Here is a 25,900-nt window from a genome sequence, read left to right as displayed (position 1 = left end):
ACTCGATCAGGTAGAGTCATCCGCGCTGAGGGCGATTAGCTCAGCGGGAGAGCGCTTCGTTCACACCGAAGAGGTCACTGGTTCGATCCCAGTATCGCCCACGCTGAATATTTGCAGTTTAAAGGCCAGATCCGGAAACCCGGACCTGGCCTTTAGCTTACCCCGTTGCTAGATCATGAGTCGCCTATGAGTCGCGACCGGTGGCGCTGCGCTGATGCGACCTCAGCGTCTCGCGCCTGATAGCCAACGGTGAACCCCTCAACCGCACCAATCTCCTGGCCGACTGCTCGACCATCGGCGAACGACCACACGGCAATTCGCTGCCGTCCACGACGACCGGCGGTATATCCCATGACCGCACCGGCACCGGCACCGGCACCGGCAGCAGTGCAGATCGTGGTCAGTTGCCTCGGGGGCTATCTGCGGCTCGTCACTCACTCTGTTGCTGTCGCAGTGCGAGAAATGGACAGGACGCTCTGATGCCGGGAGGCCGGCAGGGTGGCGGCGGCCCACGGGCGGGGATCCGCCCCACCGGCAGCATGTCCACATTGGTCCGGTGCGCCCACCCTGGCCAGGTCGACGGCATCACACCGGCGGACGGCGTGCTCGTCGGCGGCAGCTCCACGCCACCGTGCGCAGGGGCACCGGCGCTGGTACGGGCAGTGGGTGCGCCAGCCGCACCGCCCACATCAGCCGCCGCATGACGACCCCCACCTGATAGCTGCATGTCAGGAGCAGCTACCAAACACCTGTACGACGGCCGGGACAAGGGTGATCTGAGGGTAGGTGGGCGCATCTTGATCGCGCACTGTCGGTCTAGTGGGCGTTGGCTACGTCGCAGTGCTATGGCGGCAACGGGTGATCACTGCGCATGATCGTTGTGGCCAATCGTTGCGCCCACGATCAACAGAGCGTGATAGGTGTCTATGCGCTATTAGTGCGAAAAGCGCACGTCTAACCACTGTGACCTGTGAATAGTGCGACAAACGCCAAAGTGCGCAAGTTGCCGAATTTCCCACGTATCGAACCGACCTTGTCGGGACGGATGCGAGTTGCAACATTCACAACATTTCCGGAACGCGAAACGGGGCCGGCGTGCGGGCCGACCCCGTTTTCAATACCCGACACAGTAGCAGTAGATCCCTCCAGGCCGTACCGTGCGATCTACAGACCGTCCTCAGTGCGGAGAGGACGGCCAGACCCTCGTGCGGGAGGGCAACCATGCACAACTCTGATCAAGTTGGTCTGACTGTCGGGCAGCGCATCAAGCTGCATCGCGAGAGGGCCGGAAAGACACGGGCGGTTCTTGGCGGACTCGTTGGGCGCAGCGCGGAGTGGGTGAAGGCTGTTGAGACCGGCCGTCTCCTACCGCCCCGGCTGACCATGCTGAACCAGCTCGCGAAAGCGCTGAAGGTAGAGGTGTGGACTATCATCGATACCGAGCAGCCCACCACCCAAGCGCTCGGCCCGGGACACGCGTACCTGCCGGCCGTACGGGAGGCCCTGAACCGGTGGCCCATCGCGTCAGCTGGCCAGCCCGAGCCGCTCGAACACATGCGAGCGCGGCTCGCAACTGCGTGGCGCGCCAGACATGCCGCACCGGACCACCGGACCGTGATCGGGAACCTGTTGCCGGCGCTCATCCGCGACGCGCAGACCGCGATTAAGGCGTACGCCGGCCGAGAGCAGCGTGAGGCCCACGCGATCCTTGCCGACGTAATGGGCCTGAGTCAGATGTTCGTGGCACATCAGCCAGCCGGTGACCTGGTGTGGCGCGTCGTTGATAGGGCGATACTCGCGGCGCAGGAATCGGAAAACCCAATCGCACTGGCAGGGGCGATATGGTTTGCGGGCCAGGCACATCGGGATGCCGGGGACTGGGACACTGCAACGGCGATAACCCTGGATGCCCTTCACATTCTACGCCCGCAGGTGCCCGATGCCTCAGATGAGCTGCTGGCCATGTGGGGAGCCCTGCACGCGGAAGTTGGGCTGACCGCAGCCCGAGCAGGTGAGGCTGGGCGAGCGTGGCACTACCTCGATATCGCGAGCGGGGTCGCACGCAAACTGCCGGCTGATTTCTACCAGAAGTGGACTTCCTTCAGTCGCGTGATCATGGACCCTCATGCCGTCACTGTCGAAGTTGAGCTACGCAAGGGCGGCCACGCTTTGCGGGCAGCGGAAAAGGTCAACCCGGATGCTATTCCCAGTCGGCCGCGTAGAGCCCGGCATCTAATTGAAGTGGCTCGTAGCCACCATCTGCGACGTGACGAACAGTCCGTAGTGGGCACCCTCACGCAGGCATACGAGACAGCACCCGAGACGATCCGCTACAACGTCCATGCCAGGGCGATCGTGTCGGACATGCTGGACGGAACCGCCGCACAGCGGCGGCGAGTGTCCGACCTTGCCGCTCGCGTGGGCCTGCTGGTGTAGGGGTACGAAAGCTACCCATCTCTGCCGCACTGCGCACCTACGGTCCCCGGTGACGCCACGTCACCGCTTGATCACCAATCGGGCGATGGTGTGCCGTAGGGCGCGACGCTGCCCCTCTCGACCACGACACCAGCAGCGTCGCGCCCCCTGGCCAGGCGCGGCGACCTTCCCCCGAAACCGCCGCGCCCCACCGGGTGCGGCGGTCACGGGAAGGGCCTGGCCGCCGCACCCCCAACCGGAGGTGCGCGATGGGTAGATGGCTCAGCAGGTGGGGCAGCGGCGGACCAACGGACCCGCCACCCGAACCGGCACCAACCCCGCCGGTCCCGAGGCCACTGCCGGCCAATCCGTCCGCCGACGAGGGACAGGACGCGCCCGAGCCACCCGGCCCGACCCGGCTCTGCGGAGACATGCGGTGAGCCGGCGCAACAACGGCTACCAGGGGCGGCACCGGCCAGAGACCGTCCGCCCTGCTGATACCCGCCACCGTGCCGAGTTGCGGCCGATCGGCCTGCTGGTCCGGCCAGCGTGGGACCAGCCGACCACCATCCTCCACGGCCCGGTGCTCACCCACGCACAGCGGCTGCGCCTCCCCGACGCCCATGGCTGAGGTACCTGTCGGCCGCAGAGTCGCCTACTGGCGAGGCCGCCGCAACCTGTCACAGCAGCTCTTCGCCGACCGCCTCGGCAAGTCGAAGAGCTGGGTCGACAAGGTTGAGCGAGGAGTGCGCCGGTTGGACAGGTTCTCCGTACTCCACGAGATTGCTGGTGTCCTGCGCATCGACGTCCAACTGTTGTTGCCTGAGGGGCAGCAGCCGCAGCCGGTAGGGCCGACGTCCCTCGTCATGCCCGCCGAGGTGGAAGCCGTGCAGCTGGCGCTGGAGCGGTACGAGCTGCACGGACTCTGCCCGGCCCCGGATCCGCCGCCGTTAGACGTCGTACGGAAGTCGGTGCGGCATGCCTGGGCGGCATTCCAGCACGGTCGCTATCCGGTGGTGGTCCGAGCGGTGCCGAAGCTGTTGCGGGACGTGCAGGCCGCAGAGGTGGCGTACCGGGTGCCGGCCGAGCGGGTTGCGGAGACCGCCCACCTGCACGGGCAGGCGTACCTTGTCGCCTCAGCCCTGGTGCGGAAACTCGGACAGCATCGATTGGCCTGGATTGCCGCCGACCGGGCCATGACCATCGCCGAACGGGCCGGGGACATCCTGCTGACCGGGCTCGTTGCCGGGTACGCCGGGCAGGCCCTGATCGGCGTCGGCCGGGCCCGGTCCGCGGTGGAGCTTGCCACCCTGGCCGCGACCGCGCTCGCCCCCGGCGGCGCGGCGTATCCCGAGCACCTCTCGGTGTACGGGCACCTGCTGCTCCAAGCAGCGATAGCAGCAGCAACGATCGGGGACAGCACGACGGTGCGCGACCTACTCGGAGCCGCTGGCGAGGCCGCCCAGGACCTGGTCGACGACCACAACCACTACTGGACCGCATTCGGTCCCACCAATCTCGCCCTCCACCGGGCAGCCGCCGCCGTGCAGCTCGGTGACGGCGACCAGGCCATCCGCATCCACCAGCGTGACGTCGACCCTGACCTACTGGCCACGCTGCCGGCGGAACGGCGGGCCAACCACCAGCTCACCCTCGCCCGCGCCTACGCCCAGGCTGGCGACGCAGGGCAGGCCGGTGACGCACTGCTTCTGGGCGACCAACTCGCTCAGGCGGAGATCCGGTGCCGGCCGATCGCCCACACCGTGATGACCGACGTGCTACGTGCAACGCGGGGCACACCGCCCCCACCTGTCGCCACGCTGGCCGAACAGATGGGCGTTGGCAGCTGAACCGTTCTTCTCCTGAAGGGATCGCAACATGGTCAACACGCACAGTGCCCCTCTGCCCTGCTCGGCAGATGGCCTGGCACAGAACCTAATCGCTCACTACGTCAGCTACGACGAGGCGGGCCGGCTGGAGGCGACCATCCGTGGCCGGCTGGAGGCGACACGGGTCCGCGAACTGATAAGCCGCTACCTGCCGCCTACGCCGTGCGCGATCGCCGACATCGGCGGCGCAGCCGGAGCTCACGCGGTGTGGATGCAGGGATTGGGACACACCGTCGACCTGATTGACCCAATGGCGCACCACGTCGAGCAGGCTCGAAGGGCGGGAGTGCCAGCCGTGGTCGGGGATGCTCGTGACCTGCCATGGAAAACCGGCACCTTCGACGCCGCGTTGCTGGCCGGGCCCCTGTACCACCTGATCGACCCGCACAACCGGCACATGGCTCTGAGGGAGGCGGCGCGGGTAACCCGCCCCGGCGGGGTGGTGGTGGCGGTGGGGCTCAATCGGCATGCCAACCTCATCGGTGCCGCCCTCGCCGGACAGCTCATGCAGCGCCAACGGATCGTGCACGACATTGAACAAGCGGGGTGGAGCACGGCCAATGACAGGTGGTCCGCGCAGACCTACTACCACACCGTGGGCGAGCTGCACGATGAGCTGACCGAGGCAGGAATCCAGGTGGCTGACATACACGGGGTCGCCGGTATCGGCGGATGGCTCGCCGTCGTTACAGATCGGTACGGCCTGGACGACGAGGAGGGGCACATGCTTCGCACCGCACTGTTAGCCGCCCGGATGAGTGACCACTATCCCGAGCTGGTCCACACCAGCGCCGGCCTGCTGGCGGTCGGTCGGGTGGGGGGCCAGCGTTGACCCGGCTGGGTCGCAAGGCGCGGGAGGCCGTGGCTACCTACGCCGCCCACGGCTGGCCGGTTGCGCTGCGCCCGTCGGGGATCGCGCTGCAAGCATCCTGGTTCGACCTGTTGGAGCTGCCCTCGCCTGCGGGGGCGATGATCCACCACGCACTACTCACCCGGATCGCCACCGCGACCATGCGTCCGGCGCAGTGGTGGCGGTGGCTGGACCACAATCGGCTGCGCTGGCTCTTCGTCGTCGAGGGTGGAGTCTGCGACGCCGGTCGGGTCGAAGCTGCTGGTGGGCTGCTGTACTCCGGCCCGGACGTGTGGGTGCCGGCACCACCCAGCCGGACACCAGACGGGATGTCGGTCGGCTGGGTGGTGCCGCCACAACAGGCACGCTGGCGTCCATACGGAGCGGCGGACAACGTCTTCGACAGGCTGGGGTTGACCGCCACCGGCACCCGGTCCCTACCCCGCCAGCCCCTTGATCAGGCCGCTATCCGCAGGCAGTCGGTGTTCCACAGGCCAACGGCGGGGCCCGGATTTCCGGGTCCCGCGTCCGGCGGCTGGTAGCAGGCCCGGGTTGCGCGGCCTTACGCGGCGTACCGCACCCCAGTAGTGCCGGGCTATCGACCGTCACTGCTCAGCTGGTGGTTGTAGAAGGAGTGCGGATGCCCTCGATGTACGGCAGTTGCGCGACGAACCAACGAGTTCTGCCAGGAGTTGAGTCGCCCCGGAATGCGCCCTCCTGAACCGTGTGTCGTCAGGTCAGCCGAGGCCGACTCGGTGTAACGCGAGCGCCACGAACCCGCGCACCGACCGGTCCCAGCCAGGTACTTCGGCATCGAAGTCCAAGCTGCGGGCATCGGTGAGGACGTCGAGGGCCAGGTCGGGTAACTGGTCACCGAGTCGGTACGCCAGCCCCACCGCCGCCGTGACCCGGACGACCATGGCGTTCGCGGACAGCAGCTCTTGGAGGCGAACGTTGATCCGCTCGGAGCCACCCGGACAGTGGCCGAGGGTCAGGTTGGCGCTGGCCCGGACGGCGGCGCGGGCCTCATCGTCCGAGACCGCTATGAGCCCGGCCAACACGGTCTCGTCGGGTGCGAACCAGGCGAGTAGTTCGGCGGCGTACCCGGCCAACCGTGGGTCCGGATCGGTGAGCCAGCGGACGTACCGTTCGGTGTGCCGGGCTCCGGCATGGAAGGCGTCGGCCTCCCAGCGGACCGCCACGCCGTCGGCCAGTTTTGCGACCTCCTCGTGCTCAAACAGGTCTTCGGCCTCCAGATGCCGCTCTACCAGCGCCGCCTGCTCGTCGGTGACCCCCGCAGCGGAGGCGAAGGCCCGCTGCGGATCGAACGGCAACGCATCGTCGCGCCGGTCGCCGAGCACCATCGAACGGAGCAGGCCGGCCACCGCTGCCCGGTCCGGGTTGTCCGCGTCGTCGGCGAGCGCTACCAGGAAAGGCACCACATGGCAGCTGGCCCCCCACCGCGTGCCCTGGTGGTAGACGTTGCCGAACAGCTCGGACATCGCACGGCGCCGGACCGGCGCCGCCGTCGAGCGCAACGCCCGCAACTGGTCCGGTACGTCAACGGCCGGACCGTACGCGTGGTGCAGTGACCCCCACGGGACCGCGTCGAGCCCGGCCAACGGATCGGTCAGTTGATCCATCCGGCGGTTCTACCACGCGGACCGGGACGGAGACGGACCGGCCGCCGAGCACCAGCTGGCGGGATCGGCAGGACCGTGGCAGCGGCGCTCGCCCTGCCGCACTTCGAGCACACCCGAACCACATGATCACTACCGATGACCAAACCCTCGCTCGGTGGGGGACCACCGAAACCGGCTGCCATGCCAGAATCGTCGCCATGGCCAACGCCGCCTGTGTCCAATGCGGACACACCGAACACGGGGACAGCTCGTACTGCATGAATCCCACGTGTGGTGCGTTACTTCCCACGACGCCACGACCGCCTGCGACCAGGCCGGTCGAACACGGTGTGCCTCTCGATGCTTTGGGCGATCCCGTGGGCGGTGCCGAACAGTCGGTTCCCGGTGTCGAACCGGCTGACGCAACCACACAGCCGGTAGGGAAGCGCTCCAGGCCGGGACAGTTCGTGGTCGCCGCTGCACTGGTGACCGTCGCGGCGCTGGCGGTCACCGCCATCGCGATCCTGCGCGACGATGGCGGTGCCCCCCGGGAAGCCCCACGCCCGACCAGCGCATCGTTGAGTCCCGAGCTGATGACGCAGGTGCTGGATCAGGCCCGGCCCACCGGGGTGGAGGTCCGGGACGAGCAGACTGCGGTTACGGTGCGCTGGAGCAGGTCGAGCAGGAGCAACGACCAGCATCTCGTCCAGGTCCTTGCCGTCGACGCCGGAATGCAGCCCCGGACCGAACCGGTGGCTGGTCAGCGGGACGAGGTACGCGTCGAAGGGCTCGACCCGAACATCGGCTACTGCTTCCGGATCGGCGCTGTGATCTTCTGGGACAGCCCGGCGGTGGTTGCCTGGTCGGACTCCCGCTGTGTCCGGGGTGCCACCATCGTGATGGGGGAGTCGTGAAGCCACGTACGGTAAAGATCATTGCAGGGCTGACCGCGTCGGCGGCCGTGCTCGTCGCGGCGGTGGCGGTGTTGTGGCCGGCACCCGAGCGGAAGCCGGCCGCGGCAACCCTGCCCGAGCTTCCCGACATGGTGAAGTTCGCCGTGGACGAGCGGGGAGTCGCCACCGCAGAGTGCCCCAACGGTATGGACTGGCACTCCGACGAGGCGCGCGGAGCGGTGATCACCCTCAACGGTCGCAACGAGTACTGCGCCACGACCGGCGCGATCGTGGATACGACAGCCAGTTTCTCCGTATCCGCCTGGGTGAAGCTCGCCGAACATCCCGGAAAACTGGCCATGGCGGCGGTCGGTCAGGACGGTGTCAACGCCAGCGGCTTCTACCTCCAGTACAGCTGGTACCACGCCAAATGGGCGTTCAACTGGATGGAGGCCGACGTCATCGACCCGGTCGACAATCTCACGGCGACCTCGGATGAGCCGGTGACGACCGAGTGGACCCACCTGGTCGGGACCTACGACGCGAAGACGAAGCGGATCCAGGTGTACGTCAACGGCGTGGCGGGCACCGCGCGGACCATCGGCACGCCATGGCGGGCGTCCGGTCCGCTCACCATCGGTCGGGCCAAATGGAACGGGGAGCCGAGCAACTACCTACGTGGCCACGTCGGGGGTGTCCGGCTGTGGACCCGGGCGCTGCGGCCTGCCGAGGTGAAGGAGCTGTTGGGCACCGGGCCCAACTCGTGAGGTTCGCCACCGGGAACCGCCGTCCTAAGTAGACGGCCGCGTGTCGCTGGCACTCGCCGGGACGAATTCTGCATGATGTTGCCGGGCCGCCGGCCATGCCACAATCATCGGCATGCAGAAGGTGAGCTGCGTTGAATGTGGGCATAGCGATCACGGCGACAGCTCATACTGCATGAACCCGAGTTGTGGGCAGCTGCTACCGGTGACCACCTCCCGGCCCACGACCTCCCGGTCGACCCCCGCTCGGACGCCCGCCCCGCCGGCAGCAGAAGCTCCGGACAGGCAGCCGGACCCCCCGCGTGTGCCGGATCCTCCGCAACCGCCGGACCCCCCGGGCGTGGCGGGCTTCCCCGATGTGCCGGACGCCGCGCAAGCACCCGACCTCCTGCCCCCAGCGGAGCCCGTGCCGCTACCCGAGGAACAGCCGACACCCCCGTCAGTTCCCGAGCCTGAGCCGTCGAAGCAGAGAGCATCAAAGCGCCGGAGCGCAGCGGCATCCGTGTCCAACACCCGGCGCTGGCTGCTTGTCGCTGCGGCGGTGGTCGTACTGCTCGGAATCGGGGTGGCCTTCAGCCAGGGCGTTGCAACCCCCACAGGGGACCCGACGTCCCCCTCGAAGCTGCCCAGCGCGGGCAAACTGGCCGAGAGCGCACCCGAGGTCACCAACCTGCACGACGAACGGGTGGCCGTGACCCTCGCCTTCGCCGATCGTACCGAAGGCAAAGCCGCTTTCTACGTCGTCGGCGGACCGGTCGGTCTACAGCCGACTACCCTGGCCGAAGCTCCCCGCGGATCGACCTCGGTACGCATCAACGCGGTCAATCCAGAGGTCGACTACTGTTTCGTCGTGGTAGCTGTGCTTTCAGTGGACCAGGTTGCTCCTTCGGTGCAGGTCTGCACCGCACGATTCGGGACGGCAAAGCCATGACAGTGTTGTTCGTGTCGACCAGCCAGACCGGTGCCTACCCCCGGATCTGCGATGCCCTGGCGGTAGCCGGACCCGGCGACCAGGTTGTGGTCGGACCCGGCGAGTACTACGAGAACCTGGTGCTCGCGGACAGGTCGGTGGCCATCGTGGCGGCCGAGGCCGACACCGTGACCCTGGTCGCGGCCGATGGCCAGCGCCCGGCGGTGCACTGCGAGCGTGGCACGGTGGAGTTGCGTCACCTGCGGGTCAAGGGCGTGGACGCCGCTGGGGTCAGTGCTACCGGGACGAAGCTGACGATGGTCGGCTGTGAGTGCTCGGCCGTGTCCGCCGCAGGCATCCAGCTCGGTGCCCGTACCGACTTCGACCTGGACAGCTGCCGGGTGGTCGGCTCCCGGCTGGGCATCCAACTCGACGACTGTGCGGGCGCGATCTCGAACTGCACGGTTTCGGAGATCGTCTCCGACGGGATCCTCGTCCGGTCGGCGGACCCGATCCTGCGGAACTGCCTGATCACGGACGCCGGCTACCGGGGCGTCTACGTGTACGACTACTCCCGTCCGACGCTGGAGAACTGCACGATCTCCCGGGCCGGTGACATCGGGGTGGCCGTGGTCCAGGCCAGCAACGTGGTGATGCGCCGGTGCCGGATATCCGAAACGGTCGGGGTGGGCATCAGCATCGGCCCGGACTGCGGCGGGCAGATCAACGGCTGCACCACCGAACAGACTGCCGCTCCGGGCGTTCTGCTGGCCCCCGGCAGTAACGTCGAAATGGTGGAAGCCGGCCGCCCGGCGGCCAAGGTGGAGCCGGTGGCGATGCGGGCCCAGGACACCGAACGCTCCGAGGAGCTGTTGGCCGAGCTCGACGCCCTGGTCGGCCTGCCCGGCGTCAAGGCCGAGGTGCACGCGATCATCGACGAGCTACAGGTCAACGAGTGGCGACGTCGCGGCGGGCTGACCGTCGCCGCCTCGACGAACCACCTGATCTTTGCCGGCTCCCCGGGTACCGGTAAGACCACGGTCGCCCGCATCTACGGAAAACTGCTGGCCGCGCTGGGCATCCTGCCCCGGGGCGAGTTCGTCGAGGTTGCCCGGCGGGACCTGGTCGGTCAGTACCTCGGTCACACGGCCGAGAAGACGGCGGCGGCCTTCGAGAAGGCGCTCGGTGGAGTGCTCTTCATCGACGAGGCGTACACGCTGTCGCGGTCGTTCGGGTCCGGTGGTGACTTCGGCCAGGAGGCGATCGACACGCTGGTCAAGCTGATGGAGGACCATCGGCACGAGATTGCCGTGATCGCCGCCGGCTACACCGGCGAGATGGTCCAGTTCCTGGACGCGAACCCGGGTCTGGCCTCCCGGTTCAACAAGACGATCGTCTTCGAGGACTACTCGCCGCACGAACTGGTCAGCATCCTCGCCACCATGGCCGATGCCCACGAATACCGCCTGTCGGACGACCTGCACGCGTCGATCGGGGGCTACTTCGCCGCGATGTCCAAGGACCGCAACTTCGGCAACGCGCGGGAAGCCCGCAAGCTCTTCGACGGTATCCGTAAGGCCCAGGCCCAGCGGCTCCGGCAACTACGTCGCGTACCGACCGGTGACGAGCTGCAACTGTTGCTCCTCGACGACCTGGCCGCCGCGATCAGCTGACTACTACCGCCGAACGCAGCCGTCCGGGTTCCCGGCCGGCTGCGGTTGTGCGCAGAGGCGGTGAGGGCTGACCGCCGAGGCGTACATCACCGGATGAGTAGCGCATCCTGGTGATGTACGCCTTGAATAGACCCTGCCTCGGCCTGGTCTGCCTACCTGCGTACGCGTTTTCTTCTAGACGGCGCGGTACGTGGGGCGTGCCTGTGGTTGCTGCGGCGCCTGGGTGGGCTCCGCTTCGGGGGTCCAGCTCTCGGTGTCGACCGAAACGACCTCGGGACGGTCGTCGCGCTGGTCCTTGGAACGGCCGCTGAGCGCGGCGGGGCCGAGACGGTTGTTGGGGCCGACGAGGCGTGGGCTACCACGACGTACGGCTCGCGGGTTTCCTGGGTTTGCGCCTCCGCCGCCCGGGGGCATGCCGCCGCCCATCATCGGCGGCATGAAGGGCATGCCACCGTTGTTGTTGTCGCCTCCTCCACCTCCACCCCCACCCAGGGGGTTGTTCCCAGTCGGGTTACCGGCAGGGTCGAGCGGGTTGATGGCGGCTGGGGGGAGGCCGGTGACTCCGTTGGGGTCGGTGGTGGGGCTGCCCCCGGGGCCGAGGCCGCGGCCGGGGAGGCTGACTCCGTTGCCCGTCGGGGTTCTGCCCGAGAGTGAGGGGGTACGGATCGGGCTGGTCAGACCGGGTGTGGTGTTTGGGCTGGTTGGAGTGCGGCTGGGCAGGGTGGGGAGTATCGGGCTGGCGCCGAGTTCTGGGGTGTTGCCCAGGCCGGGCAGTTTCGGGGTGTCCAGGCCGGGGGTGCCTGCACCGGGCAGACTCGGGGTGCCCAGACCGGGGGTGCCCAGGTTGGGGAGGGCATTTGGCGTGGTTGAGGGGGTGTTTACCTTTGGCGTGTCCGGCGTTTTCGGCTTGGGGGTGTCAGTTGGCTTCGGCAATGCGGTCGGGGGGGTGAGCTTAGGTGGTTTCGTCGTAGGGGTCTTGGGTGTGGTGGGTCCGCCGCCAGGCCCACCACCGGGCCCACCGCCAGGCCGAGGTCCCGGCCCAGGTCCCGGCCGGGGACCAGCTTTCGGGGTACCGGCCACGCCCTCCATGAACAGCCCTCTATACGGCTCCGGATTGCCCCACTTCATGTTCTCGACCAAAGTTTCGCTGAGATTTCTTGCATATACCCTTAGGGTTGCGCCGTAAATAGCCTCCAGTGACGCCTTGAATGGTCGCCAGTCGAGAATGTCTTCCAGTATTCCCTGGTTTTCCGCTTCAGCTTTGGCTGTTGTGTAGTCATCGTAGACCCTGTCTGCGGCAATGCTTACCTCCTTTAGTTTTTCGGCGATATTAGATGTTGCTGTGTATAAAACTTCCAGGTGTCCAATCAGAGAGCCAATCGACTGGGCTGTCTGCGCAACTAGTGTCTTATATGTGTCGAAGGCGTAGCCTTTCCACTTCCCCTCGAGTGGTGTTACGAGAGTGGCATAGAGGTCATGGTGTTCCTTGAGTTCGTTCTTTAGGTCTGAGATTTGCATTGCCACGTCTAAAGCGGTGTGGTAATCCGGGCTAGTGAGGAGTCTGTGTAATTCGTGAACATCCTTTCCCTTCCAGTTAGATTCAGTTGGGGCCTTTGGGGGGGTGAAGGTGGTTTTCGCCTTGACTGCTTGGGCTCCAGTGTTTAGCACTGGGGCGCCTTTAAAGTCGACACCTGTTTTGACTAAATTGTCATCCTCGTAGGTGACTCTCATTTCGTCGAGTAGGCCGATGTCGATTTTCTTGAGGTGAGCTTGGGATCGATCCTCTCGATCTTCAAAAGCGTCAGCCGCAGTGTGGAGGAACTTTCGATAACCATTGAAGGCGTCGTTGATTATGTAGACGTAGCCAACGATGCTACGCGTGCTTGAGAACCCAAGCCATTCTGACAGTGTGTCGGAGAAATGGGCCACCTCGGGAATATGGGGCCCTGTCCCCTTGATTCTCATCGCCGCATAAGTGATATGGCCGGATCCGGAAGATAGTCTTTTTCCGCCGAGGATATCATCTACGTCGGATGAATAGCTTGATGCTGTAGATCCGAACTTTGTTGCCCTGGAGCGCAGATCATCAGACGAATGTGCAACTTCGTAATTCTCCTGGAACTCAACCGGAATTGGTTCACCCATGGGTGCCGCCTTCGGGACGTGTCGGTGTCGGATTGATAGGGCGCCCGACCTCGGTCTCGTTAGCGGCACCGGGCGTTGTAGAGATGGGGCTGGCAGGCGCTGTCGGCTCTGCTTTATTGCGTCGGTTTGGACGGGAATGCAAGACCCTGGACCGGTCGTCTGGTCGCCCCGTGGATGAGTTCTGTGCGTCGTCCGCTCGTCCGGAGAGGTAGCTCCCAGTGGACACCGACGCCCTGGTTCGGCTGGCGGATGAGCGTTGTGCTCTGGCTGGCTCCGGCCCAGCACGGCCAATGAGCCCTGGCATCATCGGCATGAGTCCGTCGTTTTCCTGCGTAGCTGAGAGCTGCGGGACCCTGGCACCGAGCGTGGGTTCCCGGACGCTCGTTGTGTCGCTTGGAGCGAGGTGGTGTATCGGTGGTGCTCGGTCGGGAAGCCGTCCGAGTGCCGGCACTCCCCGCCTAGATCCCGGAGCGCCGATGCCCCCCGGCCCCACCCCGCCGACACCGGTTGGATCGGGGCGGAGTAGGCCGCCCGGCCCGAGCAGTCCACCAGGGCTCGCGGCGGTCGGCAGCGCCGTCAGCGTCGGTAACCGGGGGGCGCGGAGTGCGGAGGGCAGGCCGGTCCCGGGTGTGCCCATGCCGGTGAGCGGGGCCGGCGGAACCATGCCTGGTGGAAGGCCCCCTGGCGGAGCCGCCTCCGGGGGAAGGCCGCCTGGTGGCTGGCCAGCCGGCCCGGGGGCAGGTCCCGGGGCTGGCCCCGGCCCGATGCCGGGCGGCAAGCCCGGCCCAGCCACGGGCGGCGTCGCAGTGGCGGGGTCGTCTGCGGCCGGCGCGCCGTTTCCGCCGCCCGGATTGAGGCCAAGTAGTCCCCGGTACCGGTCCGCCGGCTGCCACTTGTCCAATATGGCCAGAAGCTCGTTGCTGAGCCGGATTGCCACGGCTCGGGCAGCCTTGTCTGCTGCCTGGTTGGCCTCGGTGATCTGTTGCTGAACGCCGGCCTGCCCGAGTGGAGAGATGGCGACAGCCAGATCGAGTCCCAGACCGTTCACCTTTTCATCCTGCTGCGACACGATTACGTCGAGCTCACGCTGGGCCTTGCTGATCGCCTGTGCGGCGTCGCGAAAGTCGTCTCCCCGGTCAGTGGCACTGTCCTGCCACGACCTGGTCGACGCGATGGTTTGCGAAACGTTCTGTTTGAACGTCCGCCCGCCCTGGCCGTACCAGTGCAGGGGCTTGGCCTGGGTCGCCAGGGTGCTTCCGGCCACTCCGATCGATGCGCCCATTACATGCCAGCCGTACGCCATTTCGTCGACGAGATCGGGTCGTGCCGCACGCACGAGCGCGGCGATCTGCTTGGCGTCGAGCGCCTCCCAGTTGGTTCGCTGCATGCCGGGCGGGGCGTAGTCGTATCGACCGCGCCTGTTCGTGGGACCGCCGACCGTCGGCACAGCAGCGCCATAGGACGGCCCGGGAATGTCCCCGGTGACCAGCGCGTCCTCGATCTGTTCGAGTTTCCGGGTGGAGCTGTCCTCGACGCGGACATACCACCGGTAGGCCATGTCGGCCCCGTTGGCAGTGCTGGCAAGCCCATCGGCGAGATCCAGCGAGAATGCCCGCAGCGCCCCGAGATCGGCGTTGGCCATGCGGGAGAGCCATTGCATCTCATTGAAACCGGGCGGTTGGTCGAGTTGCCCGGCCGCGTCGGTAATGCCGTCGAGATGCCTCCGCGAGTCCTCGGCATAGGCGGTGCCCGTCCTCGCGGCAGCGTCGGCGAACGCCCGCAGTCCGGCGAGCTCGGCTTGCAGCAAGTCACCATCGCCCACAACCGCTGAGCGTAGCGACAGTCATCCCGCATCGGATAGCCCCGGCGTTCACACCTGGCTGTCCAACCAGGCCAGCTGGATCAGGCGTACGCCCTCCTTCCGCGTCACCATCAGGCCCCGACCGGGCGGTAGAACGCGGGGATACACGCCACCGATCAGTTGCCCCTCGCCGCGGTCACCGGACATGACCAGTCCCGGAGCGTTGAGGTCACGCAGCCGGCTGATTACCGGGTCATACATCGCCCGCGAGGCACCACCGCTGCGGCGCGCGATGACGACGTGCAGGCCGACCTCGCGGGACTGGGGTAGCAGACTCTGTAGCGCCATCAACGGATTGCCGTCCCCGGCGACCAGGTCGTAGTCGTCGACGAGCACGTAGAGCTCGGCACCTATCCACCAGTTGCGGGCCCGCAGCTGCTCCGGCCGTACGGTCGAGTCAGGCAGCCGCTCGCGTAGGGCGACGACGGCCTCCCTCAGCAGCGCCGTGCCCTGCTCTGCGGTGGTGGCGTAGTCGATGAGGTGCTGCTCCGGCAGCGCGCCGAGCAGACTGCGCCGGTAGTCGATCGCGATGATCCGTGCCTGTTCCGGGGTGTACCGGTCCGCGATGCTGGCCGCCAGCATCCGCAGGAACGACGACTTTCCGCACTCGGTGTCGCCGAAGACGATGAAGTGCGGGTCGGTGTCCGGGTCGAGGTGTACCGGCCCGAGGTCCGCCTCGGCGAGGCCGATCGGCAGGCCGGGCTTGTCGCTCATGCCAGCAACTTCGGCGTAGGTGACCTCGCCGGGCAGCAGGCGCACCGGCGGTGCTACCCGGCCGGACCAGGCTGCGCGTACGGCGGCGGCGGCCTCGCTCACGGCACTGTCCGCGGACGTGGCGTTGTTGAGCTGTGGCCGGCTGGTCAGGAACTGGTACGAGTCGGGTGTGATGCCTCGCCCCGGGGCCTGTGTCGGCACGTTTGCCGCGGCGCGCCGGCCGATGGCGGAGTCGGACGGGTCACCCAGGCGCAGCTCCAGTTTGCTGCCGAACGAGTCACGGATGGCGGGCCGCAGGTCGAACCACCGGCTGCCGGCGACCACGAGGTGGACACCGTAGGCAAGGCCGCGGTTGGCGAGGTCGATCACCTTGGGTTCCAGGTCCTCGAACTCGTTGCGCAACGTGAGCATGCCGTCGATCACCAGCAGTACGTCGGCGCAGCGTGCGTCACCGAACTCCCCGGCCGCCGCCCTGCGACGGAAGGCCGCGATCGAGTCGATGTTGTGGTCGAGGAACATTTGTTCCCGTTCGGCGACCAGGTTCGTGATCTCCGCGATGACACGCCGGACCAGGTCTGCCTCCCGCCGGGTTGCGACGGCCGACATGTGTGGCAGTTCGGCCAGGGCGGTGAGGCCGCCGCCGCCGAAGTCGAGGCAGGCGAACTGCACCTGGTCGGGGGTGTGGGTCAGGGCCAGGCTGAGCACCAGGGTACGCAGCAACGTGCTCTTTCCGGACTGTGGAGCGCCGATGATGGCGACGTGACCGGCCGAGCCGGCCAACGGTAGCCGCAGTCGGTCCCGGCGTTGGTCGAACGGGCGGTCCACCACCCCGACGATCACGTCGAGCGTGCCGCGCAGTGAGTCGTCCATCGTGGTCAGGCCGAGTGTGGGCTCCGCGACCAGATCGCCCAGCACGTCGTGAATGGTGTCCGAGTCGCTCAGCGGCGGCAACCACACCTGGTGTGCAGGCATGCCCTGACCGGCCAGCCGGTCGGTGATGATGTCGAGCAGCGTCTCGCCGGTCACGTCGTCGGCGAGTTCCTCGACCTCCTCGACCGGCGTGGCCTGGGTGGCGGATTCGGCCACGTAGCCCGACGTGAACGCCGACACGGGGTAGTCCAGCTGGCTGGAGGTGACAGTGGCGGTCGCGCGACGGTACACGCCGGAGACGTACGCGGCCCGGAACCGTTGCAGCGACTCGCTGCCGTACTTGAGGAAGCCGTGTCCCGGAGCGCGGGGGAGTTCGTACGCGTCGGTGACGCCGAGCACCGCCCGGCTCTCCATGGGGGAGAACGTCCGCAGACCGATGCGGTACGACAGGTGCGTGTCCAACCCCCGTAGCCTGCCCTCCTCCAGCCGCTGGCTGGCCAGCAGCAGATGCACGCCGAGGGATCGGCCGACCCGTCCGATCTGAACGAACATGTCGATGAAGTCGGGCTTCACGGAGAGCAGTTCGCTGAACTCGTCACAGATGATCAACAGGCTGGGCACCGGGTCGAGGGGCGCGCCGGCGGCGCGGGCCCGCTCATAGTCACGCAGCGAGGCGTAGTTGCCGGCCCGCCGCAGCAGCTCCTGTCGGCGTACCAACTCGCCGTTGATCGCATCGGCCATCCGGTCGACCAGGGGCAGCTCGTCGGCGAGGTTGGTGATGACCGCGCTGGTGTGCGGCAGCCGGTCCAGCTTGGTGAAGGTGGCGCCACCCTTGAAGTCGACCAGGACGAAGTTGAGCGTCTCCGGTGAGTGTGACACCGCCAGCGCCAGGACGAGGGTACGCAGCAGCTCAGACTTGCCCGAGCCGGTCGCACCCACGAGCAGCCCGTGCGGGCCCATTCCGTCCTGCGCCGCCTCCTTGAGGTCGAGTTCGAGTTTCTCGCCGTCGGACATGACACCGATCGGCACGCGCAGCCGCTGCCGGTTCGGTCGGGGCTGCCAAGTACGGGCAGGATCGATCTGTTCGGGATCGTCGAGCTCCAGCAGATCGGTCAGCTCGTGGGTGTAGTTCATGGCCTGCTCGGCCCCACCGACCTGGGCCAGCCGCAGCGGGGCGAGCTGATGGGCCAGACTCTCTGCCACCACCAGCGGCATCAGGTCACCCCGCCCCAGCACCTGTGTGCCGCCGTGGGTGGTCGCGGTCATGGTGCCGTCCTCGGCCAGGTCGACGACGAGGCAGCTCCGATCGGGGTGGCGCGGTGGCTCACCGCAGACGTGTACGACGGTGACGCCCTCGAGCCCGACGTCGGTGGCGAGGTGGTCGGAGCCGGCGATGTCCGCCCCGTCGACGATGGCCAGCAGGTGTGGCCCCTCGAAGCTGACCTCACTGGCTGCGGGATTGAACCGTGGCCGAGCGACGAGCAGCTCCTCGATCATTGCTTCGAGACCCACCACCGACGTGTTGATCAGGCGCAGCGGACCCAGTGCGTCGGTCTGCGTCGGGTGGGCGGCATGTGGCAGCCACTTGCACCATTCCCACAGGTAGCGCTGATCGTCGGAAACGCACACGGCGATCATCATGTCGTTGGGTGCATGCCCGAAGGCCGCCTGCGCCACCATGGCCCGGGCCACCGCCCGGGCCCGGTCCGGGTCGCCGGAAAGGAAAACGCTGGCGAAGCCGTCGAGCGCCACCACCACCGGCAGGTCGTCCACCTGCCGGTACGTGGTCAGGAAGCGCCGCAGTGCACCGGCGCTGACGGGCTCGGCCTTCTCGACGGGGACGAATGGCGGGGCCACCAGAGGGGTGGTCAGTTCCCGAGGGCCGAGACCGATGCGAATCTGCCCGAAGTCCTGGTCACCAGGGAATCGCTCCCAGAGCCGGCTGGTGTCCACCATGGACCAGAGCATCGCCGGGTCGACGTGGCGGTAGTATTCGGCCGCGCGTTGGACCCGGATTGCGTTCCGCACCGTGCGTCGCACTCCGTCCAGCTCGAACAAGTAGCCACGTCGTGCCCGGTTCATTTCTCCTTTACTTCCACCGGAACGGGTCAGTTGAGCGCCAACCATGCCGAGCATCGCGACCCCGAGTAGTCCACCCGTGATGATGCGGAGCAGGCCTCCGGAGTTTCCGGCAAACAGCAGCATCATCGCCGCCGCACCGGCCGCCATGGGCAGAATCATGATCAGTCGCCCGCCGAGCCCTCCCTCGGGATCGGGGATCTCCGACGGTGGCTCCAACACGATGTCACCGGCGGGGAACGGCGGGGCTGCACGGCGCGCTCGGCGTCTGCGAATGGTGGTCGCCACCGGGTCATAGTAGTGACGCGGGTAACCGGTTTGTCTAACGTGAACGCGAACATAGGGAGGCCGAGGAGTGCAGCAGACCGGACTGGCGCGGATCATTGTCATCGCACCAAACCGCCGGATGGAGATGACCGTGCCGGAGCATGTCCCGCTGGCCGGGATCATGCCCACGCTGCTACGGCACGGCGGCGCGACGCTGGCCGAGGACGGCGTGGAACACGGCGGCTGGGTACTGCGCCGGGTGGATGGCCATCGGTTGGACAACGCCCACTCGTTGGCGATGCAGAACGTCCTGGATGGCGAGACACTGATCCTCTCGCCCAATGACGCGACCTGGCCGGAGCCGGCGTTCGACGATGTCGCCGAGGCGATCGCCAACGACGCCACCGGGCTCGGCGCGCGGTGGACGGCGAAGTCGACCCAGCAGGCAGGCCTTGCGTTCGCCGCGGCGGTCATCGTCACCGGCGCGTTGCTGCTGCTCACCGGGCCGATGTCCTGGCAGATGGGCACCTTGGCGTTCACCGGTTCGGCGGCGCTGATGCTCACCGCCGTATTCGCCAACCGCATCACGCGCGACCACCCCACGGCACAACTCACCGGAAGCGCCGCCCTGCTCTACGCGACCGTCGGCGCGCTGCTGGTGGGCACCGACGGCGCTACGGCCCAGCTGAGGTCGTGGCCGGTCGCCGGTGCGGCAGCCGCGCTGCTGTTCGTCTCCCTGGTTGGGCAACTGCTACTGCCAGGGGTGGCGTTCGTCGCCGGCGCGGCCCTGGCGACCGGCATCGGTGCGATCGCAGTGCTGGTGGCGACCGGACTGACCACGGTGGAAGGGGCAGCGGCCGTGGTCGGTGGCCTCGTCGTGATTTCACTGTTCGCGCTGCCTCGCCTGGCCATGTCCGCAGGCGGAATCCCCACCCCGCCGGTTCCATCGATCAGCGGCGGCGCGGTCGAGGCACCGCCCCCGCCGTCCGCTGACCTGAACGTGGCGGTCCGTCGTGCCGACAGCCTGCTCACCGGCCTGCTCTTCGGCGCCATGGCGGTGACCGGGGTCAGCCTGGTTCTCCTGACCCGTGCACACACCGTCAGTGGTCTGCTGCTGGTGGGTGCGACGGCTCTGGTCTGCGCGCTGCGGGCGCGGGCGTTCGCCGCCGTACGTCATCGCGTGCCGCTGATCGGGGCCGCCATCGTGGGGGTGATCAGCCTGGCCTGGTACGCCTGGACCGGCCCGATGCGCGCTCCGGTGGCAGCCGCCCTGCTGGCAGCTGGCCTGATCGCGGTCGCGCTGCTGTCGCTGGCGATCGGCCGTCGACTTTCCCAGCGTGCGGCACCACCACGGCTGGGCCGGCTCGGCGACATGATGTCGATGGCGTTCACCGCCGCGGTCCCCGTCCTGGTGGCACTCGTGCTGGGACTGTTCGGCTACTTCCGTGGTCTGGGAGGCTGACACACGATGCTCAGCCGTCGGGATCTCATTCAGTCGCAGCAGTACCTCACGCTGCGCCAGGTGCGCGCGCTACTGGCCCACCGGCCGGACCCGCTGGACTGGGCCGGACGGCATGGCGGGGCGACGGCGTTCGCCGGAATCATGATTCTGGTCATCGCGCTGGCCGGGGCGGCGGTGATCGGCATCATCTTCCCCGGTGGCAAGACCACCTGGCAGAGCTGCGACACCGTCATCGTCGAACGTGACACCGGTGCGACCTACGTGTGCGACGCGACCTCGAAGACGCTCTATCCGGTGGCGAACTTCAGCTCCGCAGCTCTGATCATGGGTGGCAGCAAGTCCGTCCGGGTGGCCGGCGCGTCGCTCAACTGGTCGAGGGGAGCGTTGCTCGGGCTCGCTGGCGCGCCCGACGAACTCGTATCGAGTAAGAAGTACCTGACCGGTGCGTGGAGTCTGTGCTCGCTGTCGCGACCGGGTGCTGCCGGTCGGGGTGGCCCGGCCACCGTCATCCTGGCCGGTGCGCAGCCGGCTGCCGGAATGCCGGTCGGCGAGCGCGGCGTACTGCTGGCGGGCTCGGACGGCACGCGCTACCTGCTGTGGTCCGGACACCGGTTCCCGATCCGGGAGCCCGGGTACGTCCTGCCAGCGTTGGGCTTCGCCGCCCAGGACGGGGTGGCGGTCGCCGACGCCTGGCTCGCTCCGATTCCGTTGGGTGCCACACTTGGCCCGATCGACGTGGCCGACCGGGGTACGCAGCTGCCCGGCTTCCCGCACGCAAAGGTTGGCCAACTGGTGAAGCTGCCCGGTGCCGATGGTACGGATCGGGTGTACCTGGTTCGCCGGGAAGGCCTACAGGAGCTGACGGCGTTGCAACAGGCCCTGGTACGTGGCGCTGCCGTCACGCAGCCGGTGACCCTGACCCCGGCCGCTCTCGCCGGCGCACCCATCATGGCGCCGATGGTGCTGTCCGGGTTCGCCCCACCAACGCAGCTGCCTGCCTTCGCCCGACCCGCCGACGGCGTCGTGTGCGCCGAGATGCTCGGTGACACGATCACCGTCACCATCGACGGCGAACTGCCGGCGCGGGCGGCGAGCGTCGTGGCCAGGCGGGCTGTCGGCTACGGGGTGCCGGTGGCCGATGCGGTGCTCGTGGCCCCCGGTCACGCGGTCCTGGCCCGCAGCATGGCCAGTCCGGGTGCTTCCGGCGGGCCGCTGGTGCTCATCACCGATCTCGGTGTCCGGCACGCCTGCGCCAGCGACGACGTCCCGGCCATGCTGGGCTTTTCTGGCACGCCGGTGCCACTGCCTGCGGCGCTACTGGACCGGGTCGAGGAGGGCATAGCCCTGGATCCGGCGCGTGCACGGTCGGCCCTGGCGCCGAATCCACGCTAGCCGCAACGACGTGGAAGTTTGTCCTGATCGGACTGTCGCTGCGGCAGTTGGACAGCTATTCTCCTGTCCAACGCGATGTACGGGCAACGGCAGCATAGCTTCACACCACGATGGTTCAGGTGCCGTCGACGACGCCGGCATCCATGCCTGTGAACGTTGCTGCGGCTGTGGCCGCGTCGGACCGATCAGGATGGAGGGTCGCGGTGGCTGTACCTGGTACTACTCAAGTTGAGGTCAATAGCCTCGGTGCCGCTGGGGCGGCGATCGAGCAGAGCAGGGACAAACTGGTAGACATCCAGAGAAGACTCCGGAACCAGCTGGTTCCCATCCTCGGGGTGCCCGGTGACGAAAGGGCTGTCGGGTGGAAGGGGCGGGCGCAGGTGATGTTCGCGCGGCTCTACCCGGAGTACGAGGCGCAGCTTCAACGTCTCCACGACTCGCTGCAGCAGCTCGGAGAGCAGGTCAAGAAGTCGAGTAGGGACTACGACGAGTCGGAGGACTACACCACCCAGATGGTGAGTTCGATTGACCTTGGCGGTGCCGTCGGCAGCGCTCTGACGACGACGAGGGTGTAGTTGAAATGGGACAGGAACTTCGGTACGAATTTGCTACGATCGATGCCTGTGTTCAGGCGATGCGTCTCGCGACTGCGGAGGTCGAGGTAACGCTCGACGAACTGACCGGCAAGCTGGGCAACTTTATGGCCGACTGGCAGGGCGAGGGCGATGTCTCCTACGTGCAGACCAAAGAGGTGTGGGACAGCGCCGAAGGAAAAATGCGAGGCATCGCCGAGAACATTGCCAACAAGGTAAAGCAGATCAACGAGGCCATGGCTGAAACCGACACTGCCGTCGCGAAGGGACTGCAGAACGTGTCGATTTCGGCCTGAGTCGACGGTACATCGGTAAAAGCATGTTCGCGCTGGGTGCGGTCGCTACGACCATGCCCGGCGCGAACCCGTTTCTGACTGGGAAGACAGTCGGCCGTGGACGTGACGACGGCTCTGCCGGTGCAGGTGGCCCGCTCAACCAGTCAAACCGAGCAGCCGGGGCAGCGCGTCGTCAAAGTTGTCGGAGATCTGGTGCGGCAATCCCTCCCCGGACAGCCAGACGCCGCCGTCCTCGTCGATCGCCACCGAGTCCTTACGTAGCTGGCCGATGACGATCGCGTCCCCAGCGCCGGTGTTCAGCAACTCCACCGTGCCTGCCCCTGGCCGGGGCACGAACGACAGGCCGACGGGCTGTAGTGACAGGCCACCGAACTCAGCCACCACGGCTCGTACCGCTGCCGGCAGTGCCCGACCAGCCGGCGCACTCCGCGACCACCAACCGTCGACGGCGAGGCCGATGTCACGCGCCGGCCGCCAGCCAGCCAGACCAAGTAGGCCCCGTAGCGGCGCGGAGAAACGCTTCTCCGCGCCGCGTTTGGCTGTGTAGAGCCGTACGATGGCGGCGGTCGGCAGCGCCGCAAACGGGGTGGTTTCCCGGGTTTCGCCATCGATCACAATGCTCACCTGGGCATCGAAGACCTCGTCGGCCCGGCCCTCGTACTCCGGCGCGGTCCGGTGTGCCACGTATCCGAGTTCGAACGGCTCCAGCTGAACCGATGCCTCCGGGTGAAAGCCATGCGCCCAGCGCTGCGCGATCTCGCGTGCCTCGTCAGGCTGGATCATGCTGCCCCTCCGACTGACTCAAACGCCGGCGAGTCCGGCGGAGTGTGGCGAAACCGATTATTCCCAGTGCGGCGACGACAGCGGCGACGGCAACCACCGCCCCGCGCGGCGGGCCGGAATCGTCGGGCTCGGCCGCCACCGGGATGAAGCCGGCCGGTGCTCTGGGCTCGCCGGTCGCTGTCGGTTCACTGAGGGCGCGGACCGGGTTGACTATGCCGGCCCCGTAGGAGGGGCTGCCTGCCCCACCCCGTGAGGGGTCGGCCGTCGCCGCCAGTCGTTGGGTTACGGCTCCGGTGGTGGCGTCAGGGGCACTGGCCCACACCAGCGCCGCCACTCCCGCCGTTATGGCGGCAGCCATGTCCGGGCCGGAGTAGTTGGTGTGTCCGCGTGCCGGTGCTGCGGCGGTTATGCCCACGCCGGGGCCGGCCAGGTCGACGTGGGGGCCGGGATAGGTTTCCGGTTGCACCAGGCCGGTGCCGTCGACCGCGCTGACGCCGAGTACACCGGGGTAGGCCGCCGGGACGGGCGCGGACTGGAGGCCTGAGTTGCCCGAGACGGTACCGGCCGAGGCGATGACCAGGACGCCACGACCCACCGCCCGGGCCACTGCTGCCCGTACGGCGGCGCTGTCGTTCGGTAGCGCGTACGCCATCACCACGATTGTCGCGCCCCGGCTCACCGCCCAGTCCACCCCGCTGGCGACCAGCCGTGGGCTCATGTCGTCGTCGATACGCTCGGCCACCCGTACCGGAAGGATCCGGGCCTGTGGGGCAACGCCCGCGAACGGGATCTTCGAATCCGGCCGGGCGGCGATGAGCGAGGCCACGGCAGTGCCGTGGCCGGTGCAGTCGACCCGGCCGTTGCCGCCGTCGACGAAGTCAGCGCCCGACAGCACCGCACCTGCCATCTGCGGATGGCGTACGTCCACTCCGGTGTCGACGACCGCGACGGTCACCGCAGCGGCCGAACCGGTCATCGTCCAGGCCTGGTCGAGGTCCAGCCACTGTCGTTCCCAGGGGATGCTCGCAGCGGGCTGCGTTCCCTCGGCTCGGCCGCGTGAGCACGCTGCGGCGGCTGCTGCCGGAGCCGGGATTGCCATCGGCCACAGCGCGGCAAGCGCTGCGACTGCACAGATCACGCCGCGTCGCACATGCGTATCGTAGCTGCGCCGGGTGCCGTCCATAGTGGCATCTTCCATGGTGTCGACGATTGTCGTACCGTGGGAGCCATGCCACCCACCCGCGACGAAGTCGAGGCGTTACGCGAAACCGCCGAGCGGTTGCGGGGGCAGGTGGAGCGCGCAACCGGCGCCTTCTACAAGATCACTCAAGAGTTCGGCAGGCTGGAAGCGACCGCCGTATCGGCCGACCGCCTGGTAACAGCCATCGTTGGTGCCGACGGCAGGTTGCGTCGGCTCATCCTCGACCCGGCGATCTACCACAGTCCCGACGCCGACGACCTTGCCCGCACCATCGAGGAGACCATCGAGGTCGCCGCGCAGGGAGTCCAGGAGCGGGTCAAGGAGATCCTTCAGGAGTACGTTCCTGAGGAGATGATCGATGCTCACTTGAACCGGGACGCCGACCGCATCATCGGTGGCTTCGCTGATCTGATCAGGGAGAGTTGAACAGCATGTCGCAACTTGCGGACATCAAGGACATCAACACGGCTTTGATCGCAGCATCCCGCTTTGGCGCCCAGGCATCCGACATTTCGTCTGTGGGGACGAACGGGTTGAATCTGGTCGCGCAGACGGAGGCGGCGTGTGACTTCGGCGAAGACGAGGTCGGCCGTAGATATCGGAAGAACTACAGTGAGGCCGCCCAGGAGTTGGGCAAGATGATCCAGCTCTTCTGCGACGGAGTGGCCCAGATCGGCGTGTCGGCCAACCAGTTGCTCAACACCGTAGTGGAAGCCGACGACCCCCGCGGCCTCGGCGCGTGACGTCGGCCGTCATCGGCCTGCCCGGTGCCCGGCAGGGGCTACTGAGCCCTCGACAGCGAATGCCCGAAAGGCTTCCGATGGGACAACACGTCCAAAAGTAGCTAAAACCGGCTCCATCGAATTAAGGTGGATGACGGGCAGTCTTTTGTGGACTGCCGTAGGTTGGCATCGGCTGGCAGCCCATGTCCTGTCGCAGCCTCCGTACGCCCACTGACCTCTACAGTAGACTCTTCTGCACTGGTGGTTGTCGTCACCGCAATCGGTCTTTTGGCTGTGGCCGCGTTTTCGCGCCCCGTCCTAGGTGGATGTAGCTCATGATTGAGTTGTGGGATTTTGGTGATCCGTGGAATGTGGTTCGTGATGCGGTGATTTGGGTTGGTACGGGGGGTGGTTCGTGGCCGAAGGGTAATGAGGATTTGTATCGGGTGTTGGCTGCGGGGTGGCGGGCGTTGGGGGAGGAGTTGGGTGAGGCGGTGGG

22 protein-coding genes and 1 tRNA gene are annotated in these 25,900 nt (G+C 67.3%); 18 read left to right on the top strand and 5 right to left on the bottom strand.

Annotation, left to right across the window (positions count from 1 at the left end):
• The first annotated feature begins 29 nt into the window (after nucleotides 1–29).
• From ACFQ4H_RS07985 to ACFQ4H_RS07955, 7 genes are all read left to right on the top strand, one after another.
• Nucleotides 30–101, top strand: a tRNA-Val gene (locus tag ACFQ4H_RS07985).
• 378 nt (nucleotides 102–479) lie between these two features.
• Nucleotides 480–704, top strand: coding sequence for a hypothetical protein (locus ACFQ4H_RS07980; protein WP_377568711.1), 225 nt, complete (start codon nucleotides 480–482; stop codon nucleotides 702–704).
• Nucleotides 705–1,221: 517 nt separating this feature from the next.
• Nucleotides 1,222–2,436: a helix-turn-helix domain-containing protein gene (locus tag ACFQ4H_RS07975; protein ID WP_377568709.1), complete on the top strand. Its 1,215-nt coding sequence runs from the start codon at nucleotides 1,222–1,224 to the stop codon at nucleotides 2,434–2,436.
• 415 nt (nucleotides 2,437–2,851) lie between these two features.
• Nucleotides 2,852–3,046: a hypothetical protein gene (locus ACFQ4H_RS07970; protein WP_377568707.1), complete on the top strand. Its 195-nt coding sequence runs from the start codon at nucleotides 2,852–2,854 to the stop codon at nucleotides 3,044–3,046.
• Entirely contained in the window at nucleotides 3,039–4,265 is a 1,227-nt protein-coding gene (locus tag ACFQ4H_RS07965) for a helix-turn-helix domain-containing protein (RefSeq protein ID WP_377568704.1), read from the top strand. The genes ACFQ4H_RS07970 and ACFQ4H_RS07965 overlap by 8 nt, the downstream gene beginning before the upstream one ends.
• A 28-nt stretch (nucleotides 4,266–4,293) precedes the next feature.
• The gene (locus tag ACFQ4H_RS07960) at nucleotides 4,294–5,136 is read left to right on the top strand and encodes a class I SAM-dependent methyltransferase (RefSeq protein ID WP_377568701.1); all 843 of its coding nucleotides are present in this window, start codon (nucleotides 4,294–4,296) and stop codon (nucleotides 5,134–5,136) included.
• A gap of 29 nt (nucleotides 5,137–5,165) precedes the next feature.
• Nucleotides 5,166–5,696: a hypothetical protein gene (locus ACFQ4H_RS07955; RefSeq protein WP_377568698.1), complete on the top strand. Its 531-nt coding sequence runs from the start codon at nucleotides 5,166–5,168 to the stop codon at nucleotides 5,694–5,696.
• A 195-nt stretch (nucleotides 5,697–5,891) separates the two neighbouring features.
• Here the strand turns inward: ACFQ4H_RS07955 and ACFQ4H_RS07950 are convergent, their stop codons facing one another.
• Nucleotides 5,892–6,797 (bottom strand): hypothetical protein, encoded by a 906-nt coding sequence (locus ACFQ4H_RS07950; protein WP_377568695.1) that lies wholly within the window; start codon nucleotides 6,795–6,797, stop codon nucleotides 5,892–5,894.
• Nucleotides 6,798–7,243: 446 nt separating this feature from the next.
• On the opposite strand from ACFQ4H_RS07950, the gene ACFQ4H_RS07945 reads away from it, so the two are divergent.
• The 4 genes from ACFQ4H_RS07945 (at nucleotide 7,244) to ACFQ4H_RS07930 (ending at nucleotide 11,016) form a co-directional block, all read left to right on the top strand.
• Entirely contained in the window at nucleotides 7,244–7,690 is a 447-nt protein-coding gene (locus ACFQ4H_RS07945; protein WP_377568692.1) for a fibronectin type III domain-containing protein, read from the top strand.
• On the top strand, nucleotides 7,687–8,436 hold the full coding sequence (locus ACFQ4H_RS07940) for a LamG domain-containing protein (RefSeq protein ID WP_377568689.1): 750 nt from the start codon (nucleotides 7,687–7,689) through the stop codon (nucleotides 8,434–8,436). Before ACFQ4H_RS07945 ends, ACFQ4H_RS07940 begins: the two co-directional genes overlap by 4 nt.
• 499 nt (nucleotides 8,437–8,935) lie before the next feature.
• Nucleotides 8,936–9,364 (top strand): hypothetical protein, encoded by a 429-nt coding sequence (locus tag ACFQ4H_RS07935; RefSeq protein ID WP_377568686.1) that lies wholly within the window; start codon nucleotides 8,936–8,938, stop codon nucleotides 9,362–9,364.
• Nucleotides 9,361–11,016, top strand: coding sequence for a right-handed parallel beta-helix repeat-containing protein (locus ACFQ4H_RS07930; RefSeq protein WP_377568683.1), 1,656 nt, complete (start codon nucleotides 9,361–9,363; stop codon nucleotides 11,014–11,016). The genes ACFQ4H_RS07935 and ACFQ4H_RS07930 overlap by 4 nt, the downstream gene beginning before the upstream one ends.
• Nucleotides 11,017–11,190: 174 nt before the next feature.
• On the opposite strand, the gene ACFQ4H_RS07925 is transcribed toward ACFQ4H_RS07930, so the two are convergent.
• Complete coding sequence (locus ACFQ4H_RS07925; RefSeq protein WP_377568680.1) at nucleotides 11,191–13,161, bottom strand: hypothetical protein; 1,971 nt, start codon at nucleotides 13,159–13,161, stop codon at nucleotides 11,191–11,193.
• 982 nt (nucleotides 13,162–14,143) lie between these two features.
• On the opposite strand from ACFQ4H_RS07925, the gene ACFQ4H_RS07920 reads away from it, so the two are divergent.
• Nucleotides 14,144–14,992: a hypothetical protein gene (locus ACFQ4H_RS07920; RefSeq protein ID WP_377568677.1), complete on the top strand. Its 849-nt coding sequence runs from the start codon at nucleotides 14,144–14,146 to the stop codon at nucleotides 14,990–14,992.
• 39 nt (nucleotides 14,993–15,031) lie between these two features.
• On the opposite strand, the gene eccCa is transcribed toward ACFQ4H_RS07920, so the two are convergent.
• A complete protein-coding gene (gene eccCa / locus ACFQ4H_RS07915; protein WP_377568674.1) occupies nucleotides 15,032–18,973 on the bottom strand; it encodes a type VII secretion protein EccCa in 3,942 nt (1,313 codons plus the stop codon).
• 67 nt (nucleotides 18,974–19,040) lie between these two features.
• On the opposite strand from eccCa, the gene eccD reads away from it, so the two are divergent.
• From eccD to ACFQ4H_RS07895, 4 genes are all read left to right on the top strand, one after another.
• Nucleotides 19,041–20,414, top strand: a complete 1,374-nt coding sequence (gene eccD, locus ACFQ4H_RS07910; protein ID WP_377568671.1) for a type VII secretion integral membrane protein EccD — start codon at nucleotides 19,041–19,043, stop codon at nucleotides 20,412–20,414.
• A gap of 6 nt (nucleotides 20,415–20,420) precedes the next feature.
• Nucleotides 20,421–21,806 (top strand): type VII secretion protein EccB, encoded by a 1,386-nt coding sequence (gene eccB, locus ACFQ4H_RS07905; protein WP_377568668.1) that lies wholly within the window; start codon nucleotides 20,421–20,423, stop codon nucleotides 21,804–21,806.
• A gap of 119 nt (nucleotides 21,807–21,925) precedes the next feature.
• Entirely contained in the window at nucleotides 21,926–22,381 is a 456-nt protein-coding gene (locus tag ACFQ4H_RS07900; protein ID WP_377568665.1) for a WXG100 family type VII secretion target, read from the top strand.
• A 5-nt stretch (nucleotides 22,382–22,386) separates the two neighbouring features.
• Nucleotides 22,387–22,695 carry a WXG100 family type VII secretion target gene (locus tag ACFQ4H_RS07895; RefSeq protein ID WP_377568662.1) on the top strand — a complete coding sequence of 103 codons (309 nt, stop codon included), beginning with the start codon at nucleotides 22,387–22,389 and terminating at the stop codon, nucleotides 22,693–22,695.
• 135 nt (nucleotides 22,696–22,830) lie between these two features.
• Here the strand turns inward: ACFQ4H_RS07895 and ACFQ4H_RS07890 are convergent, their stop codons facing one another.
• Entirely contained in the window at nucleotides 22,831–23,478 is a 648-nt protein-coding gene (locus ACFQ4H_RS07890) for an SUKH-3 domain-containing protein (protein ID WP_377568659.1), read from the bottom strand.
• Nucleotides 23,465–24,628, bottom strand: coding sequence for a S8 family serine peptidase (locus tag ACFQ4H_RS07885; RefSeq protein WP_377568656.1), 1,164 nt, complete (start codon nucleotides 24,626–24,628; stop codon nucleotides 23,465–23,467). Before ACFQ4H_RS07885 ends, ACFQ4H_RS07890 begins: the two co-directional genes overlap by 14 nt.
• Nucleotides 24,629–24,706: 78 nt before the next feature.
• On the opposite strand from ACFQ4H_RS07885, the gene ACFQ4H_RS07880 reads away from it, so the two are divergent.
• A complete protein-coding gene (locus ACFQ4H_RS07880; protein WP_377568654.1) occupies nucleotides 24,707–25,105 on the top strand; it encodes a YbaB/EbfC family nucleoid-associated protein in 399 nt (132 codons plus the stop codon).
• A 5-nt stretch (nucleotides 25,106–25,110) separates the two neighbouring features.
• Nucleotides 25,111–25,422 (top strand): hypothetical protein, encoded by a 312-nt coding sequence (locus ACFQ4H_RS07875; RefSeq protein ID WP_377568651.1) that lies wholly within the window; start codon nucleotides 25,111–25,113, stop codon nucleotides 25,420–25,422.
• Nucleotides 25,423–25,900 lie beyond the last annotated feature (478 nt).

Source organism: Micromonospora sonneratiae, assembly GCF_042679305.1.
Lineage (GTDB): Bacteria > Actinomycetota > Actinomycetes > Mycobacteriales > Micromonosporaceae > Micromonospora_H > Micromonospora_H sonneratiae.
This window is presented reverse-complemented; position numbering and strand designations above follow the sequence as displayed.

Bases quoted from the DNA above. Each gene is read 5' to 3' on its own strand.
- ACFQ4H_RS07980 (WP_377568711.1), top strand. From the start codon at position 480: ATGCCGGGAGGCCGGCAGGGTGGCGGCGGCCCACGGGCGGGGATCCGC.
- ACFQ4H_RS07975 (WP_377568709.1), top strand. From the start codon at position 1,222: ATGCACAACTCTGATCAAGTTGGTCTGACTGTCGGGCAGCGCATCAAG.
- ACFQ4H_RS07965 (WP_377568704.1), top strand. From the start codon at position 3,039: ATGGCTGAGGTACCTGTCGGCCGCAGAGTCGCCTACTGGCGAGGCCGC.
- ACFQ4H_RS07960 (WP_377568701.1), top strand. From the start codon at position 4,294: ATGGTCAACACGCACAGTGCCCCTCTGCCCTGCTCGGCAGATGGCCTG.
- ACFQ4H_RS07950 (WP_377568695.1), bottom strand. From the start codon at position 6,797: ATGGATCAACTGACCGATCCGTTGGCCGGGCTCGACGCGGTCCCGTGG.
- ACFQ4H_RS07930 (WP_377568683.1), top strand. From the start codon at position 9,361: ATGACAGTGTTGTTCGTGTCGACCAGCCAGACCGGTGCCTACCCCCGG.
- ACFQ4H_RS07925 (WP_377568680.1), bottom strand. From the start codon at position 13,161: ATGGGTGAACCAATTCCGGTTGAGTTCCAGGAGAATTACGAAGTTGCA.
- eccB (WP_377568668.1), top strand. From the start codon at position 20,421: ATGCTCAGCCGTCGGGATCTCATTCAGTCGCAGCAGTACCTCACGCTG.
- ACFQ4H_RS07895 (WP_377568662.1), top strand. From the start codon at position 22,387: ATGGGACAGGAACTTCGGTACGAATTTGCTACGATCGATGCCTGTGTT.
- ACFQ4H_RS07890 (WP_377568659.1), bottom strand. From the start codon at position 23,478: ATGATCCAGCCTGACGAGGCACGCGAGATCGCGCAGCGCTGGGCGCAT.
- ACFQ4H_RS07880 (WP_377568654.1), top strand. From the start codon at position 24,707: ATGCCACCCACCCGCGACGAAGTCGAGGCGTTACGCGAAACCGCCGAG.
- ACFQ4H_RS07875 (WP_377568651.1), top strand. From the start codon at position 25,111: ATGTCGCAACTTGCGGACATCAAGGACATCAACACGGCTTTGATCGCA.